Here is a 17,337-nt window from a genome sequence, read left to right as displayed (position 1 = left end):
AACGAACCGAGTCCGACAAATGCTCCCGCAGCGGGCCGAGGTGATGAAGGCCCTCCCCCGCAGGCCCCATAGAATCTTCGCGATGCGGGCGCACAGCTGGAGATCACTCGTCGTCATGGCCGTCAGCGCGGTCCTGGCGCTCGCGCTGCTGGTCAGCGACCAGTACCTGCCGGGTCTCCCGCTGCAGCCGAAGCAGCTCCCCTCCGCCGTGGTCACCATGGGCGACAGCACGCTGTCCGGGGAGGGCGGCGGTGACTACGTCGCCGGCACCAACGGCGAACGCGGCAACTGGTGCCACCGCTCCAGCAACGCGCCGGTCAACCAGCTGCGGCTGCCGCCCGGCGTCACCCGCATCAACCTCGCCTGCTCGGGGGCCGGTGCGGACGTCGTCGGCGCCGACCCGGTGCCCGGCCACCCCGAGGGCTCGCAGTCCGCGCAGCTGGCCGAGCTGGCGAAGCGGTTCCGCATCACCGACGTCGTGGTGCAGGTCGGCGCCAACGACGACATCGGCTTCACCGACGTGGTCAACCAGTGCGTCGAGGCGTGGGTGCGCCGCGCCGCGGACGGGTGCGCCGGGCCGCTGCGCACCGAGTGGCCGAAGCGGATCGAGCGGATGAAGCCGAAGGTCCGCGACGCGCTCGAGGACGTCCGGGCCGCGATGGACTCCGCCGGGTACACGCCGAGCAGCTACTCGCTGGTCGTGCAGTCCTACGCCTCGCCGGTCGGCCCCGGCGTCCGGCCGGAGCTGCAGAACCTGTCCGGGTGCCCGTTCCTGACCGGCGACCTGCAGTGGATCCGCGACACCGGGGTGCCGCAGCTGGCGTCCGGGCTGCACGAGGTCGCGCGGCAGGTCGGCGCCCGGTTCCTCGACCTCTCCCGCGCGGGCGTGGGCCACGAGGCCTGCACCGGGGACCCGAAGACCGGCGACGGCGAGTGGTTCACCCGCCTGTCGGTGGACTGGCCGAGCCTGCAGGACGAGCGGCGCGCCGCGCACGCGATGCAGGAGTCCTACCACGCCAACGCCACCGGTCACCGCCAGCTGGGCCGCTGCCTGAGCGACTTCCTCGCCGGCACCGAGCGCGCGGCGGTGTGCCTGCCCGACGGGCGCGGCGGCCTGCGCCCGGTCCCCGAACACCTGGCCACGCCCTGACCGGCCCCGGGGCCCGTTGGCCGTCAGATCGCCGGGGGCCGGTGCTCGAACGGCGTGGACAGCACGACCGTGGTGCGGGTGGACACCTTCGCCGCTTCCCGGATCTGCCGGAGCAGCTCCTCCAGGCCGAGCGGGGACTCCACCCGCACCTGGAGGATGTAGGACTCGTCGCCGGCGACCGAGTAGCACGACTCGATCTGCGGCAGGTGCTCCAGCCGCTGCGGGTAGTCGTCCGGCGCCGCCGGGTCGATCGGGGTCAGCGAGATGAAGGCGGTGAGCGGCAACCCGATCTGGTCGCCGTCCACCTTGGCCGTGTAGCCCTGCAGCGCGCCGCGCTGCTCCAGCCGCCGCACCCGCTGGTGCACGGCGGACACGCTCAGCCCGACGCGCTCGGCGAGATCGGTGAAGCTGCACCGGCCGTCGCGGGCCAGCTCGCGCAGGATGGCCCGGTCGGTGGCTTCCAGGACCGTCGGAGTGGTGGACCGCTCGCTCACGCCGGCAGCACCACCAACTCGTGCGGCTGGTTGTTCACGCTCTCCACCCCGTCCTCGGTGACGATGACGATGTCCTCGATCCGCGCACCCCACTTGCCCGGCTGGTAGATGCCCGGCTCGACGCTGAAGGCCATGCCCGGCTCCAGCTCGATCGCGTTGCCCCCGACGATGTAGGGCTCCTCGTGCACGTCGAGCCCGATGCCGTGCCCGGTGCGGTGCACGAAGAACTCGCCGAACCCGGCGGCGGCGATCGGCTCGCGGGCGGCGGCGTCGATGGACTCGGCGGTCGCGCCGGGCCGCACGGCCTGCACCGCGGCGCGCTGCGCGGCCTCCAGCACCGCGTAGGTCTCGCGGACGTCGGCCTGCGCGGGTTCGCCGACCACGTAGGTGCGGGTGCAGTCGGAGTTGTAGCCCTCCGGGACCGGGCCGCCGATGTCGACCACGACCACGTCGCCGCGCTCGATCACCCGGTCCGACACGTCGTGGTGCGGGCTGGCGCCGTTGGGGCCGGAGCCGACGATGACGAACGCCGCCTCGGTGTGGCCCTCCTCGAGGATCGCCGCGGTGATGTCGGCGCCGACCTCGGCCTCGGTGCGGCCCGGCTTGAGGAACTCGGCCATCCGGGCGTGCACCCGGTCGATGGCGGCACCGGCCTTGCGCAGCGCCGCGATCTCGGCGGCGTCCTTGCGCATCCGCAGCTCCCGCAGCACGCGGCCCGCGAGCACCTGCTCGGTGTCGGGCAGCGCGGCGCGCAGCGGCAGGACGTGCAGCGCGGGCATCGCGTCGGCCACCGCCAGCCGACGCGGCTCGCCACCGCGGCCGGCCAGGTCGGCCACGATGGCGTGCGGGTCCTGGCCGTCGACCCAGGTGACGACCTCGATGCCGAGCTCGGCCAGCGGGACGTCGGCGAAGCCGAGCTCCTCCAGCTTCGGCAGCACCAGCGTCGGCGGGCCATCGGCGGGCAGCACCAGGCAGGTCAGCCGCTCGTGCGACTCCCCGCCGGCGCCCAGGAGGTAGCGCAGGTCGGAACCGGGAGAGATCAGCAGCGCGTCGAGGTCGGACGCGGCCGCGGTGTCGGCCGCCCGGTTCAGGCGGGCGGCGAGCACGGACGGATCCTGCTTGACGGAGTCGGTGGCCATAGCTCCTCAGCCTAATGCCGCGGTGAAGCCCCGCCGCCCAGAAGGTCCAGTCGCCGTCCTCCCCCACCGCCCGGTCCTCTCCCCCGTCCCAACGCCCCCGCACCCCACCCGGTCGGCTGAGAGGTGAAGGCCGTCTCCCGCCGACCCTGTTTGGCGGAAGGTGCCCTTCACTCCACACCAAGTCACTCGATCGGACGTCGGCGGCACGCCCTCGCGCTCACGCACCGGGCTTCCCGCCCGGCGGGCACTCCGCTCCGGGTTGGGCATGGCGCTCCGGGGGACGCGACTCCGGACCGGACGTGCGTTCCCGAGGGAAGTCGCGGCGGGCGCCGAGCGGGGCGCGCGGACGCGACGGCGCTGGTCAGGACCGGGCCTCACCCGCGCGGCCAGCTGCGGTGGGACGTTGCGCGGACACCTCGACCGGGCCGCGTGGGACGTGCCGAGGCGGGAGGTGGGGTGTCGTCGAGGCGTGACAAGCTGGGACGGTGACTGGTCCTCTCGTGCTCGTCGACTCGGCGGGGTTGTGGTTCCGCTCGTTCTACGCCCTGCCCGACTCGCTGACCGCCCCGGACGGCACGCCGGTGAACGCGGTGCGCGGGTTCTGCGACATGCTCGCCAAGCTGATCACCGACCGCCGCCCCGCCCGGCTGGTCGCCTGCCTGGACAACGACTGGCGCCCGCAGTTCCGGGTCGACGCGCTGCCGTCCTACAAGGCGCACCGCGTCGCCGAGGAGGACCCGGAGGCCGAGGAGGTCCCGGACGCGCTGTCGCCGCAGGTGCCGGTGATCCTCGAGGTGCTCGACGCGGCGGCCGTGGCCACCGCGGAGGCCGAGGGCTACGAGGCCGATGACGTCATCGGCGCGCTGGCCGACCGCGAGGACCGCGACGCGGTGGAGGTCGTCACCGGCGACCGCGACCTGTTCCAGCTGGTGCGCACCGAACCCACCCCGGTGCGGGTGATCTACATCGGCGCAGGGCTGGCCAAGGCGCAGGACTACGGCCCCGCGGAGCTGGCCGCGAAGTACGCGCTGTCGGCGGACCGGGCCGGGGACGACTACGCCGACATGGCGGTGCTGCGCGGCGACCCGTCGGACGGCCTGCCCGGGGTGGCGGGCATCGGCGAGAAGACGGCCGCGAAGCTGATCACCCAGTTCGGCTCGCTGGAGGCGCTGCTGGCGGCCGTCGAGAGCGGTGCGCCGGGCCTGACGCCGCGCCTGCGCGGCAAGCTCACCGACGCCGCGGAGTACCTCGCCGCGGCACCGTCGGTGGTCCGCGTGGCGCGCGACGCACCCGTGGTCGTCGACCGCGCCGACGCGCTGCCGCGGTCCGAAGTGGACGTCGACCGGCTGCGCGAGCTCCAGCGGGCGTGGGGGTTGGGCGCCAGCATCGACCGGCTCATCGCGGCCCTGGACGCCTGAGGCACGCCCAGCCCCGTCCGGTGTGCACAGCGCGCTCCGGGCCGCGCACTACCCTCGGAGGCACCCGCGGGTCGGCGAGGGAGGCGAGATGGCGGACGGCGAGGTCCTGCGCTCGGTCGAGCGCACGCTGGCCGTGCTGCGCGCGTTCTCGCCGGAGCAGCCGGAGATGACGCTGACCGAGGTCGCCCGGGCCAGCGGCCTGGACCGGGCCGGGGCGCGGCGCATCCTGCACACCCTCGTCCACCTCGGCTACGTGCGGCACGACGACCGGCGCTTCGCGCTGACGCCGCAGGTGCTGGAGTTCGGCCACGCCTACCTGTCGAGCCGGTCGCTGCCGCAGATCGCCGAACCGCACCTGCGGCGGCTCACCAAGCAGCTGCGGGAGATGACCGCGCTGGCCGTGCTGGACGGTGACGAGATCTGCTACGTGGCGCAGGTCCCCAGCCCGAAGCTGCTGTCGGTGGCGATCCCGGTCGGCACCCGCTTCCCGGCGCACGCCACCTCGATGGGCAAGGTCCTGCTGGCCGCGATGCCGCCGGAGCTGCTGGAGGCGCGGCTGCGCTCGGCGGAGCTGAAGCGGTTCACGCCGCACACCGTCACCACCCGCGAGGGCCTGCTCGCCGACCTCGCCGAGATCCGCAAGCAGGGGTTCGCGATCTCGGACAACGAGCTGGAGGAGGGGCTGCGGGGCGTCGCCGCGCCGGTCCGCGACGCGGACGGGAAGGTGATCGCCGCGGTCAACGTCTCCCTGGACGCGCACCAGGCCTCCGCGGAGGCCGTGCGGCGGGAGATCGTGCCGCTGCTGGTGACGACCGCGTCCCGCATCGAGGCCGACTTCCGGATGAAACCCGCGGGTGGCCACCAGCGGTGACCCACCGGTGATCCGGTGTCGCCCGAACCAGTGGTCGTGAGTGTGCAGACCGGCTGGAACCGGCTTGCGCACTCACGACCCCGTCGGGCCGCCGGCGTTCGCCCGGCGACCGCCGGTGTCGCCGGGCGAACGGCCGTTGATCCGCGGGAAACCTCGACGCAACCTGTCGGCGGTTCCGTCCACGACAGACGTTCTCCCACTTCAGCGGGCGGTCGGCGGCGCCGCGAGCCCCGCGCGTCCACGCCGGACACCGGCGCTCGTGTCGTGCATCACAGCCGTTCCACGCCGGTTCCGTGCCTACGATCCCCGTCACATTTCGCGTCAAACCCGAACGGAGAGCGGCGGGTTCCCCATGGAGGGCGGAGATGACCAGCAGGATTCGGAACCGGCGGTTCGCGGAGAAAGTCGTCGAGGCCGCCGAAGCCGTTGAGCTGATCGAGCCGGGCGCCAACGTGGGCATGAGCGGGTTCACCGGCGCCGGCTACCCCAAGGAGGTGCCGGGGGCGCTGGCGAAGCGGGTCGCCGAGGCGCGCCTGCGCGGCGAGCCGATGAAGTTCGGCCTGTGGACCGGCGCCTCCACCGCGCCGGAGCTGGACGGGGCTCTCGCCGACGTGGAGGGCATCGACCTGCGGCTGCCCTACCAGTCCGACCCGGTGACCCGCGGGAAGATCAACGACGGTCGGATGGACTACACCGACATCCACCTCTCGCACGTCGCGCAGCGCGTGTGGCAGGGCGCGTTCGGCGAGCTCGACGTCGCCGTCGTCGAGGTCAGCGGCATCACCGAGGACGGTCGCCTCGTCCCGTCCTCCTCCGTGGGCAACAACAAGACCTGGCTGGAGCAGGCCGACCGGGTCATCCTCGAGGTCAACTCGTGGCAGAGCGAGCACCTGGAGGGCATGCACGACATCTACTACGGCACCGCGCTGCCGCCGCACCGGGTGCCGATCCCGATCTGCCGTCCGACCGACCGGATCGGCACGCCCTACCTGGAGTGCCCGCTGGAGAAGGTGATCGCGGTCGTGGAGACCGAATCACCGGACCGCAACTCGGTCTTCACGCCCCCGGACGCCACCTCGGAGCGGATCGCCGGGCACGTGCTGGACTTCCTGGAGATGGAGGTGCGCTCCGGGCGGCTGACCCGGGAACTGCTCCCGCTGCAGTCCGGAGTGGGCAACGTGGCCAACGCCGTCCTGGCCGGGCTCGGCTCCGGGCCGTTCGACGGGCTGTCCGCCTACACCGAGGTCATCCAGGACGGCATGCTGGAGCTGATCGAGTCCGGCACGTTGCGGACCGCCTCCGCCACGGCGTTCTCGCTCAGCCCCTCGGCGATCGACCGGTTCAACCGGGACGCGGAGTCCTACAAGGACCGGATCCTGCTGCGCCCGCAGGAGATCAGCAACCACCCCGAGGTCGTGCGCCGGCTGGGCTGCCTGGCCATGAACGGCATCGTGGAGGCCGACATCTACGGCAACATCAACTCCACGCACCTGATGGGCAGCCGCATCCAGAACGGCATCGGCGGCTCGGGCGACTTCGCGCGCAACGCCTACGTGTCGATCTTCGTCACGCCTTCGACCGCCAAGGGCGGCGCGATCTCGACGATCGTGCCGATGGTCTCGCACGTCGACCACACCGAGCACGACGTCGACGTCGTCGTGACCGAACAGGGCCTGGCGGACCTGCGCGGGCTGTCGCCCCGCAAGCGCGCCGAGAAGATCATCGCCCACTGCGCCCACCCGGACTTCCGCCCCGCGCTGCAGGACTACTACGACCGCGCGCTGCAGTCGTCGTTCGGCCTGCACACCCCGCACCTGCTCACCGAGGCCCTGTCCTGGCACCAGCGCTACATCGACCAGGGCACGATGCGCGCCGACGGCCAGGTCGGGTAGCGCTCCCGGCCCACCGGGCCGCGGGCGCGGAAGGCCTCGACCGGCGAGCGGTGCGCGGCGGCGGAGGTCGCGCACCGCTCCGGAGCCGGACCAGCGCGCCACCAGACCTTCCACTGTGGACCGCGCCGGCCCGGTCGCCCCGGTGCCGTGGTGGCCCTGCTGGCGGAACAGCTCAGCCGCGGAGCCCGAGCGGTCAGAACCCGGTGCCGCACCACGGGGTCACGGCGGTGCCGAACAACCGGTCCGCCGCGGCCACCGCCGCCGGGTCGCGCACCTCGACGCGTCCCGCCGCGACCAGCGTCGACACCGGCTGGTCGCCCAGGTACAGGGCGGCGAGCGCCGCCACGTCCAAGCCCAGCTGCGGCGCGGCCGACGAGCGCTCGACCCCGTCCGGGCCGATGCGGTAGCAGCCCGCGTTGTCCGGCAGGACCGCGTCGCGCACCTCGACCACCACCGGGTCCGCCGCGCCGTAGGAGCGCGCCCGCAGCGCGGCGAGCACGTCCACCAGCCGCACCCACAGGTCGTCGGCGACCTCGGTGACCCGGCACTGGCGGCGGTCGGCCAGCCACCACTCCAGCGGCTCGTCCAGCGGCCGCTCGTGCGCCACCACCCGGTCGACCAGGTCCACGCCCAGCAGGAACCGCCACAGCTGGGCCACCGCGGTGGCGTCGGCGCCGGTGAGGTCGTGGACCTCCAGCGCGGTGCCGCGCTCGCCGTGCTTGGGCTCGTACACGGCGAACCCGTCGTCCACCCCGTCCGCGCCGGTGTGCACCGCCACCAGGACGTCCTCGCCGAGGAACCCCCACGTGCCCGACCACCACGGCCGGGCCCGCTCGATCCGCCCCGGCCGGTCGGGCGCGCACCGCTCGTAGACCTCCGGCAGCAGCAGGTCGGCCGCCTCCCGGGTCAGCACCCGCACCCGCCCGCCGCGCGGCGCGTCGTCGCGGAACACCGCCCGTGCGCGCTCGAGCTCGACCCGCCGGTGCCGGGTGGCCACGCCGTAGCCGAACCGCTCGTAGATCACCGCCTCCGTGGCGTGCAGCATCGCCACCGGCTCGCCGCGCTGCCGCACGTCCTCGAACTGGGCCCGCACGAGCGCGCGGAGCACGCCGCGCCGGGTGTGGTCCGCGCGGACCCCGACCGCGGTCACCGCGCCGGCGGGCACCCGTCCGCCGGGCACCGCCAGCCGGTTGCTCGCGGCCCGGGCGGTGCCGACCAGCTCACCACCGTCGAAGGCCCCCAGCACCCGCCCGGGCTCGAGCATGCCGCGACGGCGCGCCCACTCCTCGTCGGTGGGCGGCCTGCGCAGCAGCGCCCGTCGGAACAGGTCCACGGAGTCCCGGAACTCGGCCTCGGCGAGTGCGCGCACATCGATCACAGCGCGATCCTGCCGGTCGACGGCGGTCCTGGCGACCGGTTTCCCGTCAGCCGGGGTGCCCGACCTCGTAGACGCCCTCGTCGGTCTTGACCGTCACCGTGACGGTCTTGGTCTCCCCGCCGATCCGCACCTGGCAGTCGAAGTGGCTGCCGACCTCCACCGGCTGCCCGCTGGGGCAGACCACCGGACCGACCCCGGACAGCCGGTAGGAGCCCTTGAGCGTCTGCTCCACGCCCTTCTCGACGCTGCTCGCGTCGAACACCGTCCGCACGAACCAGCCCGGCGCCACGAAGCCCAGCACCAGCACCGCGGCGACCACGACGACGCCCGCGCCGCCGAGCAGCCACGGCAGCACCCGGCGCTTCTTCCGCAGGGGCGGGCCGAAGCCGCCCTGCGGCGGGACCGGCGCGCTCGGCGGCGGGTACGCGGGCTGGTGCTGCGGGGCGTGGCCGTACTGCGGCGGCGGTGGCTGCGGGGTGAACCCGGCCTGCGGCGGGAAGCCCGGTCCGCTCGGCGGCATCCCGGTGTTCGGGGGCGGTGGCTGCTGTCCCCAGTGGGGAAAGCCCCCGGCCGGCGGCCCGTAGGGGGACGACATCTGCACCTCCGGACGACGGATCACGGCATCGCGGGAAGATCCAACCACAACCGTCCGGCCGAGCGGCCGCCCGTTCCCCCCAGGTCCGACCGATCGGCCGCAGCGCGGCAGGGGCTCAGACCGCGCCGGCCGCGACCACGCCACGCCGGATCGCGGTGACCGCCTTCGCCGCGGCCGCGCCCACCGGGTCGGACGCCCCGACCACCTCGCGGATCTGGTCCAGCAGGTCGACGACCTGGCGGCACCAGCGCACGAAGTCGCCCGCCGACAGCTCGTGCCCGCTGGTCTCGGCCGCGGTCAGCACCTTCTCCAGCGACTCCCCGCGCGCCCAGCGGAACACCGGCCAGGCGAAGCCCGGGTCGGGCTCGCGGGTGCGGTCGAGCTTGTGCCGCCGCTCGTCGTCCTCCAGCTCCGCCCACAGCTGCCAGGTCGCCTCCAGGGCGTCGCTCACCGGCCCGGACGGCACCTGCGGGGGCAGGCCCTCCCGCCGCGACTCGTACACCAGCGACGACACCACCGCGGCCAGCTCGGGCGGGCCGAGCCCGCGCCAGGTGCCGACCCGCAGGCACTCCGCGGCCAGCAGGTCGGACTCGCTGTAGAGCCGGGACAACCGCCGCCCGTGCTGGGTGACCTGGCCCTGGCCGTCCTCCCCCGCCTCCGCGGGCAGGTAGCCGCGCTCGGTGAGCAGCGCCACGATCCGGTCGAAGGCACGGGCCAGCGAGTGCGTGGTGGCGGAGACCTTGCGGCGCAGGTTCTCGTTCTCCCCGCGCAGCCGCTCGTAGCGCTCGGCCCAGCGCGCGTGGCTCTCCCGCTCGTCGCACCCGTGGCAGGGGTGCGCCTTCATCGCGCGCCGCAGCGCCGCCAGCTCCGCGTCGTCGGCGGCGTCCGAGCGCCGCTTGCCGCGCCCGCGCCCACCGGAGGGCGACAGCCCGGTGTTGCGCAGCGTCGACGCCAGGTCCCGGCGGGACTTCGGGGACCGGGTGTCGACGTGCTTGGGCAGCTTCAGCTTGCCCAGCGGCTCCACCGGGGAGGAGAAGTCGGCCACCGACAGCCGCCCGGACCACCGGTCCTCGGTGACCACCAGCGGCCGCGGCTCGCCCATCGGCTCCAGCCCCGGGTCGATGACCACCGCCAGCCCCGAGCGGCGCCCGGCGGTCACCGAGATGACGTCGCCCTTGCGCAGCTTCTCCAGCGACTTGGCCGCCTCCGCGCGCCGCGACTGCCGGTTCTGCCGGGCCAGCTGCTTCTCCCGCTCCGAGATCCGGCGCCGCAGCTGGAAGTACTCCTCGAAGTCGCCCAGGTGGCAGTGCATCGCCTCGGCGTAACCGCTGAGCGCCTCGGTGTTGCGCTCCACCCGCCGCGAGAGCCCCACCACCGACCGGTCGGCCTGGAACTGCGCGAAGGACTGCTCCAGCAGGTCCCGCGCCGCGTCCTTGCCGACGCGCTGCACCAGGTTGACGGCCATGTTGTAGCCGGGCCGGAACGAGGAGCGCAGCGGGTAGGTGCGGGTGGAGGCCAGGCCGGCGACCTGCTTGGGGTCCACGCCGGGCTGCCAGACGACCACCGCGTGGCCCTCGACGTCGATGCCGCGCCGACCCGCCCGGCCGGTGAGCTGGGTGTACTCGCCGGGGCTGAGGTCGACGTGGGACTCGCCGTTGAACTTCACCAGCCGTTCCAGCACCACCGTGCGGGCGGGCATGTTGATGCCCAGCGCCAGCGTCTCGGTGGCGAACACGGCCTTGACCAGACCGCGCACGAACAGCTCCTCGACGGTCTCCTTGAACGCCGGCAGCAGCCCGGCGTGGTGCGCGGCCAGCCCGCGCTCCAGCGCCTCCCGCCACTCCCAGAAGCCCAGCACCGACAGGTCGCTGTCCGGCAGGTTCGCGGTGTGCTCGTCGATCACCTCGCGGATCTCGGCCACCTCGGCGTCGGTGGTCAACCGCAGCCCGCTGCGCACGCACTGGGACACCGCCTGGTCGCAGCCGTTGCGGCTGAAGATGAACACGATCGCCGGCAGCAGCCCGGCGGCGTCCAGCCCGGTGAGCACCTCCACGCGCGAGGGCGGGGTGAACCGGGGCGGGCGCGGCCCCTTGCGCTTGCCGTTGGGGCCGCCGCGGCGTCCGCCGTGGGGCAGGTGCACGCGGGCCAGCTGCTGGGTGTGCCGCAGCAGGTTCGGGTTCATCTTCAGCTCGCGGTCGGCGGTCTCCCCGCCGAACAGGTCGAACATCCGCGGCCCGACCAGCATGTGCTGCCACAGCGGCACCGGCCGGTGCTCGTCGACCACGACGGTGGTGTCGCCGCGCACCTCCTGCAGCCACTCGCCGAACTCCTCGGCGTTGCTCACCGTCGCCGACAGGCTCGCGACCTGCACGTGCTCCGGCAGGTGCAGGATCACCTCCTCCCACACCGCGCCGCGGAACCGGTCGGCGAGGTAGTGCACCTCGTCCATCACCACGTAGCCGAGCTGGTCCAGGCTGCTGGACCCGGCGTAGAGCATGTTGCGCAGCACCTCGGTGGTCATCACCACCACCTGCGCGTCGCCGTTGATCGAGGTGTCGCCGGTCAGCAACCCGACCGCGCCGCTACCGTGCCGCTCGCACAGGTCGGCGTACTTCTGGTTCGACAGCGCCTTGATCGGCGTGGTGTAGAAGCACTTGCGCCCCTCCTGCAGCGCCAGGTGCACGGCGAACTCGCCGACCACGGTCTTGCCCGCGCCGGTGGGCGCGCACACCAGCACGCCCCGCCCGGCCTCCAGCGCCTGGCACGCGGTGCGCTGGAAGGGGTCGAGCTCGAAGGACAGCTGCCCGGCGAAGTCGGCCAGCTTCGGGTGGGCGCTCCGGCGGGAGTGCCTGGCGAAGGACTCGGCCGGGGACAGGTCGGTGGGGTTGGAACGGCTCACAGCCACACCCCAAGGTTTTCACATCCCACCGACCGCCGTCGCAGCCGAGCCCGCACCGGCCGTGCTGACCTCGTCACACCCGGGGTCGCCGCGTGACGCCCGTCCCACCAGCGGCGACGTCAGCGCACGACGGCCAGCGCACCCGGCGCGCAGCGGACCGTCAGCGGCAGGCGCGCCTGCGGTTCGCCGTCGGCGTGGGCCAGCCAGCCGTTGTCGCCGCCCAGCCGGACCTTCCGGGCCCGCAGCGTGGTCACCGCGGGGTGGTCGACGTGCCTGCCGGAGCGCAGCGTCGGCAGGATCCCGATGAAGTCGCGGCGGGACACCTCGCCGACCACCGTCACCTCCAGCAGGCCGTCCTGGACGTCCGCGTCCGGGCAGATCGGGATGCCGCCGCCGTAGCAGGCCGTGTTGCCCACCGCGACCAGCGTCGCGTCCAGCTCCACGACGCCGAACTCGGTCTCCACCCGCAGCGGCATCGCGTGCAGCCCGAGCAGCTCGCGGACCACCGCCAGGTCGTAGCGGCGCTGCCCGCGCGGCCAGCGCATGCGGTTCGCCCGCGCGTTGACCCGGGAGTCGAAGCCCGCGCAGAGCACGGTGGCGAACCAGCCCGCGCCCGCGGCCTTGCCGAGGTCGATGCGCTGCTGCGCCCCCGCCAGCATCGCCCGGGCAGCGGCCCGCGCGGCGGCGACGGGGTCGAGCGGCACGCCGAGCCCCCGCGCCAGGTCGTTGCCGGTGCCGGCCGGGACGAGCGCGAGCGCCGTGCTGGACTCCGCGCAGGCCTGCACCGCGAGGTGCGCGATGCCGTCGCCGCCGACCACGGCGAGCACGTCCGCACCGTCGGCCACGGCACGCTTGGCCGCTGCCGCGGCACTCCCGGCGTCGGCGGCGAGCACCGTCCGGACGTCGCACGCGGCCCGGAGGTGGCCGACGACCTCACGGACCACCTGCGCGGAGAGCGAGCCACCAGCAGCGGGGTTGATCAACAGGACGCAGCGCACGAGGCATGATCCTCGCCCACGCGACCCCGCCTTGGCCAGTGCCCCCGCACGGCGCACTCACCGCGCGGGGCGATCACGTGACGTCGTCGTGCTGCTTCGGGACGTGCGAGGTCTCCAGGTCCAGCTCGGAGGGCCGGGTGTCGATCTGCGACGGCTCGTCCAGGCCGACCTCGGTGAGCCCCTGCGCGGCGAGCTTGCGGTGCCTGCGCTTGTCGTTGGCCCGGCAGATCACCATCGCGATGGAGAACAGCACGCACAGCGCGGCGGCCAGCGCGAGCATCGAGAACGGGTCCTGCCCCGGCGTGGCGATCGCGGCGAACACGAACAGCGCGAACACGATGCCCCGCCACCAGCCTTTGAGCCGCTGGTAGCTGACGATCCCCGCGAAGTTGAGCATCACCAGGACCAGCGGCAGCTCGAAGCTGACGCCGAAGATCACCAGCAGCAGGAGCATGAAGCTGATGTACTTGCCACCGGTGAGCGCGGTGAAGAACGCGTCCCCGCCGAAGCCGGACATGAACGACAGCGCCACCGGCAGGATGTAGTACGCCAACACCGCACCGCCGAGGAACAGCACCGACGCGCAGGCGACGAACACCTTCGCGAACTTGCGTTCCCGGTCGTACAGACCCGGGGTGATGAACGCCCACAGCTGGTACAGCCACACCGGGCTGAACACCACCGCGCCGACCGCGACGCCGACCTTCAGGGTCAGCATGAAGATCTCGAACGGCTCGGTCTGCAGCAGCTGGCACGTGCCGTTCGGCGCCAGCCGCTGGGTCTGCGGCAGCTGGCAGTACGGCTCGATCAGGATGTCGCTGAGCGTGGGCAACCCGAATGCCGAGTTGGAGAACCACCAGATCCCGAAGATCGCGCCGACGACCACGGCCGCCAAGGCCACGCCCAACCGGTACCGCAGCTCGTAGAGGTGGTCGACGAGCGTCATGGTGCCGTCCGGGTTGTGCCTGCGGCCCCACCGGCGGCGGTCCTTGCGGAACGGGTTCAGGCGACGCAGTGGACTACCCACCGTCTCGTTCCGTCCTCAGTCAGTTCTTGGCGTCGTTGCTCTGCTTCTCCCCCGCCGGGGACGGCGACGTGGCCGGGGGCGCGCTGGGCTCGCCAGCGGACAGCTCCGGCTTCTGCTTCTCCTCCTGGGCCTTCCGCGCGGCCTCCTCGTCAGCCTTCAGGCCGCGGGCCTCGGCCTTGAACACGCGCGCGGACTGGCCGAGCGAACGGGCCATCTGCGGGAGCTTGGTGGCGCCGAAGAGCAGCACCAAGACCAAGACGATGAGGATCAGCTCCCAGCCACCTGGCAAACCCATCCGAACCAACCTTTCGTGATGTCCCTGCTGGGCGCCAATGGTACGCGCGGCAGGGCAGGACAAACAGGGCCGTTGAGCGTCACCCGCGGCGGCGTTCGGCGAGCGCCACGCCGAGCCCGGCGGCGCGCGCCTTCACCAGGCCGCTGCGGTCCGCCAGGTCGTGAGCCACCTGACGCTGCACGGACTGGAACCGCTTGACCTCGCGGAGGAGGCGGACCAGCAGCACCACGAGCAGGACCAGGCCCGCTCCGAGAAGGACGAGACTCCACACGTACGGCACCCGGCCACCGTAGCGGGCTCAGGTGGACGGGAGGTGACGCGCCCGGGCCAACGCCGCCTCCGCACGCTGGCGCACGTCCTGCGCGAGGTCCGCGGGGCTGAGCACGCGCGCCTGCCCGCCCAACCCGAGCAGCAGGCGGCTCATCCAGCTCCGGTCGGAGTAGCGCATCCGCACCCGCACGCGCCCGCGCGGCAGCTCGACGAGCTCGTCGACCTGGTAGTACTCGGCGATCCACCGGGCGTCGGGCTCCAGCTCCACCTCGGCCACCGACTGGTCGGGCGCGGGGCGGAACAGCCCCTCCGACACGTCGGTGGGTTCGGCCTCCGAGGGCGGCCGGGCCGGCTCGTCCAGCACCGCGACCTCGTCGATGCGGTCCAGCCGGAACATCCGCACCCCGTGCGCGCTGCGGCACCACGCCTCCAGGTAGCTGCGCCCGTCGATGAGCAGCAGCCGCATCGGGTCCACGGTCCGCTCGCTGATCTCGTCGCGGGAGGCCGTGTAGTAGCGCATCCACAGCGCCCGGCGCTGCGTGGTGGCCTCCTGCACCGCCGCGCGCACGCCGGGCCGCACCGCGCCCTCGCGGCCCTCCAGGCCGACGACCACCCCGGCCGGACGGGCCTGCCCGACCGCGTTCTCCACCTTCGCCAGGGCGCGCTGGACCGCGTCGGTGTCGGTGATGCCCGGTGTGTCCGCCAGCGCCCGCAGCGCCACCAGCAGCGCGGTGGCCTCCGAGGCGGTCAGCCGCAGCGGCCGCCGCATCCCGGCGTCGTAGGTGACGGTGATCGTGTCGCTCTCGAAGGAGAGGTCGATCAGGTCACCGGGCCCGTAGCCGGGCAGCCCGCACATCCACAGCAGCTCCAGGTCCTTGCGCAGCTGCTGCTCGGTGACGCCGAAGTCCGCCGCGGCGTCGGCCACCGGGATGCCCGGCCGGCTCAGCAGGTACGGCACCAGCGCCAGCAGGCGCGGCAGCCGCTCGGTCGCGCTCGTCACCACGTCCCCCCATCGACCCGGCCGGTCATGACGCCTCCCCCGCCTGCTCCACCACGTCGAGGTGGATCTCGTGGACCGTCTTGCGCAGGGTGTCCGGCTCCAGCACCACCACGTCGGCGCCGTAGCCGGCGAGCCAGCCGGCCGCCGACTCCGGGTAGTGCAGGTCGAGCTCGAGCACGTCGCCCCAGTCGTCCCCGAGCCGCATCCGGTCGACGACCTTCCCCCGGCGCCGCGCGCCCTGCGCCCGCCCGTCGGCGACCCACACGCGGGCGAGCGTGCTGGGCGGCGTCTCGCGCTGCGCACCGGCGACGAAGCTCAGCAGGTCGATGTCCGGCGGGCGCTGGACCTGCCCGGCCCGGCCGACGGCCTGGACCTCGCCCTGGACGCGGGACAGCCGGAAGCACCGCGGCGCCTCCCGGTCGCGGTCGTGCCCGACGACGTACCAGCGGCCGCGCCAGGCCACCACACCCCACGGCTCGACGGTGCGCCGCCGCACGTCGGGGCTGCTCGGGCGCCGGTAGTCGAACTGCACCACCCGGCCGCTCTGCACCGCCGCCAGCAGCGGCGCGAACGCCGGTTCGGTGGTGCGCACCTTCGGCTCCACCGCCGACCAGGCGTGCTCGTCGACGTCCACCCCGGCCGCGCGCAGCTTCAGCAGCGCCCCGCGGGCCGCCGCGGTGAGCTCGGGGGCGTCCCACAGCCGGACCGCCAGCCCCACGGCGGCCGCCTCGTCCGGTTCCAGGTCGACGTCGCCGAGCTCGTAGTCGCGGCGGGCGATGCGGTAGCCGTCGGTGGCGTCGAAGGCGGAGTTGCGGCCGGTCTCCAACGGGATCCCCAGGTCCCGCAGCTCGGCCTTGTCCCGTTCGAAGGTCCGGAAGAAGGCCTCGTCGGTGGGCGCGTCGGAATAGCCCGGCACGATCGCCCGAATCCGCTCAGCGGTGAGGTACTGGCGGGTCGAGAGCAGACACAGCACCAGGTTCACCAAGCGTTCAGCACGCGCAGTGGCCACCGGACGACTCTAGCCCCTCCGTGTTCGATCATGTGTTCGGGGTGGGGCGTGTCGTCGCTCGTGAGCCAGGTGTGCTCTATGGGGTGATCCCACACCGGGGACGTCACGCAGCGTGCACGCGCCCGCACCGCCGGGATCGCGGAGATCGTTCCGGCGCCTACGCTGTGACCATGTCCGATCGCGTCTTGATGATCACCGGGGCGTCCCGCGGCATCGGTGCCGCGACCGCGCGGGCCGCCGCCCGAGCCGGTTACCGCCTGGTCCTGACCGCCCGCTCCACCGACGCCCTGTCCGCCCTGGTCGACGAACTCGGCGCGGACACCGCCCTCGCCCTGCCCTGCGACGTCACCGACCTGGCGAACCTCACCGAGGTGGTCCAGCGCGCCGAGGAACGCTTCGGGCGCCTCGACGCGGTGTTCGCCAACGCCGGGGTGAGCGTGCCGACCTCGTTCCTGGGCGACGGCGGCGCCGACCCCGAGCAGTGGCGGGACATGGTGCTCACCAACGTCTACGGCGCGGCGATCACCGCCCGGGTGACCCTGCCCGCGCTCACCCGCACCCAGGGGCACCTGCTGCTGACCGGCTCCAACGCGGGCCGCAACGTCCGCCCCGGCAACCTCTACTCGGCCACCAAGTGGGCGGTCACCGGGATGGCGCAGAACATCCGCGCGGAGTGCGTCGGCACCGGGGTCCGGGTCACCCTCATCCAGCCGGGCATGGTGGAGACCGACATGACCGCGGACGTGCCGGACGTGCCCAAGCTGCGCGCCGAGGACATCGCGAACGCGGCCCTCTACGCGCTCGAGCAGCCCCCGTCGGTCGACGTCAACGAGATCATCATCCGCCCCACCGGCCAGGAGAAGTGAGCCCCGGCGCCTCCCGCCGGGCGCACCGGCGGGAGG

The 17,337-nt window shown here is 73.6% G+C and carries 16 protein-coding genes; 5 read left to right on the top strand and 11 right to left on the bottom strand.

The window, feature by feature from the left end; translation table 11 throughout:
* Positions 1-82: 82 nt before the first annotated feature.
* Positions 83-1,150: a GDSL-type esterase/lipase family protein gene (locus HNR68_RS12455; RefSeq protein ID WP_179720619.1), complete on the top strand. Its 1,068-nt coding sequence runs from the start codon at positions 83-85 to the stop codon at positions 1,148-1,150.
* 23 nt (positions 1,151-1,173) lie between these two features.
* On the opposite strand, the gene HNR68_RS12450 is transcribed toward HNR68_RS12455, so the two are convergent.
* Both HNR68_RS12450 and HNR68_RS12445 read right to left on the bottom strand, forming a co-directional pair.
* A complete protein-coding gene (locus HNR68_RS12450; protein ID WP_179724973.1) occupies positions 1,174-1,614 on the bottom strand; it encodes an Lrp/AsnC family transcriptional regulator in 441 nt (146 codons plus the stop codon).
* Positions 1,615-1,640: 26 nt separating this feature from the next.
* Positions 1,641-2,783: a M24 family metallopeptidase gene (locus HNR68_RS12445; RefSeq protein WP_179720617.1), complete on the bottom strand. Its 1,143-nt coding sequence runs from the start codon at positions 2,781-2,783 to the stop codon at positions 1,641-1,643.
* A gap of 485 nt (positions 2,784-3,268) precedes the next feature.
* Between HNR68_RS12445 and HNR68_RS12440 the strand changes: the two genes are divergently transcribed.
* The 3 genes from HNR68_RS12440 to scpC all read left to right on the top strand — a co-directional run bounded on the left by HNR68_RS12440 (position 3,269) and on the right by scpC (position 6,964).
* Complete coding sequence (locus HNR68_RS12440) at positions 3,269-4,201, top strand: 5'-3' exonuclease (RefSeq protein WP_343050098.1); 933 nt, start codon at positions 3,269-3,271, stop codon at positions 4,199-4,201.
* 88 nt (positions 4,202-4,289) lie between these two features.
* On the top strand, positions 4,290-5,072 hold the full coding sequence (locus HNR68_RS12435) for an IclR family transcriptional regulator domain-containing protein (RefSeq protein WP_179720615.1): 783 nt from the start codon (positions 4,290-4,292) through the stop codon (positions 5,070-5,072).
* Positions 5,073-5,437: 365 nt separating this feature from the next.
* Positions 5,438-6,964 carry a succinyl-CoA:acetate CoA-transferase ScpC gene (gene scpC, locus HNR68_RS12430; RefSeq protein WP_179720613.1) on the top strand — a complete coding sequence of 509 codons (1,527 nt, stop codon included), beginning with the start codon at positions 5,438-5,440 and terminating at the stop codon, positions 6,962-6,964.
* A 193-nt stretch (positions 6,965-7,157) separates the two neighbouring features.
* Here scpC and HNR68_RS12425 read toward each other — a convergent pair whose 3' ends face one another.
* The 9 genes from HNR68_RS12425 to HNR68_RS12385 form a co-directional block, all read right to left on the bottom strand.
* Positions 7,158-8,342, bottom strand: coding sequence for a GNAT family N-acetyltransferase (locus HNR68_RS12425; RefSeq protein ID WP_179720611.1), 1,185 nt, complete (start codon positions 8,340-8,342; stop codon positions 7,158-7,160).
* A 46-nt stretch (positions 8,343-8,388) separates the two neighbouring features.
* Entirely contained in the window at positions 8,389-8,937 is a 549-nt protein-coding gene (locus tag HNR68_RS12420) for a DUF4333 domain-containing protein (protein WP_179720609.1), read from the bottom strand.
* A 115-nt stretch (positions 8,938-9,052) separates the two neighbouring features.
* Positions 9,053-11,842, bottom strand: coding sequence for a DEAD/DEAH box helicase (locus HNR68_RS12415; protein WP_179720607.1), 2,790 nt, complete (start codon positions 11,840-11,842; stop codon positions 9,053-9,055).
* Between the two features lie 113 nt (positions 11,843-11,955).
* Positions 11,956-12,834, bottom strand: a complete 879-nt coding sequence (locus HNR68_RS12410; RefSeq protein WP_179720605.1) for a YegS/Rv2252/BmrU family lipid kinase — start codon at positions 12,832-12,834, stop codon at positions 11,956-11,958.
* Between the two features lie 73 nt (positions 12,835-12,907).
* Positions 12,908-13,861, bottom strand: coding sequence for a twin-arginine translocase subunit TatC (gene tatC, locus HNR68_RS12405; RefSeq protein ID WP_343050095.1), 954 nt, complete (start codon positions 13,859-13,861; stop codon positions 12,908-12,910).
* A 19-nt stretch (positions 13,862-13,880) separates the two neighbouring features.
* Positions 13,881-14,156 carry a Sec-independent protein translocase subunit TatA gene (tatA, locus tag HNR68_RS12400; RefSeq protein ID WP_179720603.1) on the bottom strand — a complete coding sequence of 92 codons (276 nt, stop codon included), beginning with the start codon at positions 14,154-14,156 and terminating at the stop codon, positions 13,881-13,883.
* A gap of 79 nt (positions 14,157-14,235) precedes the next feature.
* Positions 14,236-14,436 (bottom strand): bacteriophage holin, encoded by a 201-nt coding sequence (locus HNR68_RS12395; protein WP_179720601.1) that lies wholly within the window; start codon positions 14,434-14,436, stop codon positions 14,236-14,238.
* Positions 14,437-14,454: 18 nt separating this feature from the next.
* Complete coding sequence (locus HNR68_RS12390; RefSeq protein WP_179720599.1) at positions 14,455-15,426, bottom strand: WYL domain-containing protein; 972 nt, start codon at positions 15,424-15,426, stop codon at positions 14,455-14,457.
* Between the two features lie 25 nt (positions 15,427-15,451).
* Positions 15,452-16,435 (bottom strand): WYL domain-containing protein, encoded by a 984-nt coding sequence (locus HNR68_RS12385; RefSeq protein ID WP_179720597.1) that lies wholly within the window; start codon positions 16,433-16,435, stop codon positions 15,452-15,454.
* A gap of 170 nt (positions 16,436-16,605) precedes the next feature.
* On the opposite strand from HNR68_RS12385, the gene HNR68_RS12380 reads away from it, so the two are divergent.
* Positions 16,606-17,301: an SDR family oxidoreductase gene (locus tag HNR68_RS12380; protein WP_179720595.1), complete on the top strand. Its 696-nt coding sequence runs from the start codon at positions 16,606-16,608 to the stop codon at positions 17,299-17,301.
* Positions 17,302-17,337: the final 36 nt, after the last annotated feature.

The sequence above is a fragment of the Saccharopolyspora hordei genome, assembly GCF_013410345.1.
Lineage (GTDB): Bacteria > Actinomycetota > Actinomycetes > Mycobacteriales > Pseudonocardiaceae > Saccharopolyspora > Saccharopolyspora hordei.
Note: the sequence above shows the minus strand (reverse complement) of the source record. Positions and strands in the feature narration are given on the sequence as shown.

Excerpts from the sequence above, each read along its gene's own strand:
- HNR68_RS12455 (WP_179720619.1), top strand. The coding sequence starts at position 83 with ATGCGGGCGCACAGCTGGAGATCACTCGTCGTCATGGCCGTCAGCGCG.
- HNR68_RS12445 (WP_179720617.1), bottom strand. The coding sequence starts at position 2,783 with ATGGCCACCGACTCCGTCAAGCAGGATCCGTCCGTGCTCGCCGCCCGC.
- HNR68_RS12435 (WP_179720615.1), top strand. The coding sequence starts at position 4,290 with ATGGCGGACGGCGAGGTCCTGCGCTCGGTCGAGCGCACGCTGGCCGTG.
- scpC (WP_179720613.1), top strand. The coding sequence starts at position 5,438 with ATGACCAGCAGGATTCGGAACCGGCGGTTCGCGGAGAAAGTCGTCGAG.
- HNR68_RS12420 (WP_179720609.1), bottom strand. The coding sequence starts at position 8,937 with ATGTCGTCCCCCTACGGGCCGCCGGCCGGGGGCTTTCCCCACTGGGGA.
- tatA (WP_179720603.1), bottom strand. The coding sequence starts at position 14,156 with ATGGGTTTGCCAGGTGGCTGGGAGCTGATCCTCATCGTCTTGGTCTTG.
- HNR68_RS12380 (WP_179720595.1), top strand. The coding sequence starts at position 16,606 with ATGTCCGATCGCGTCTTGATGATCACCGGGGCGTCCCGCGGCATCGGT.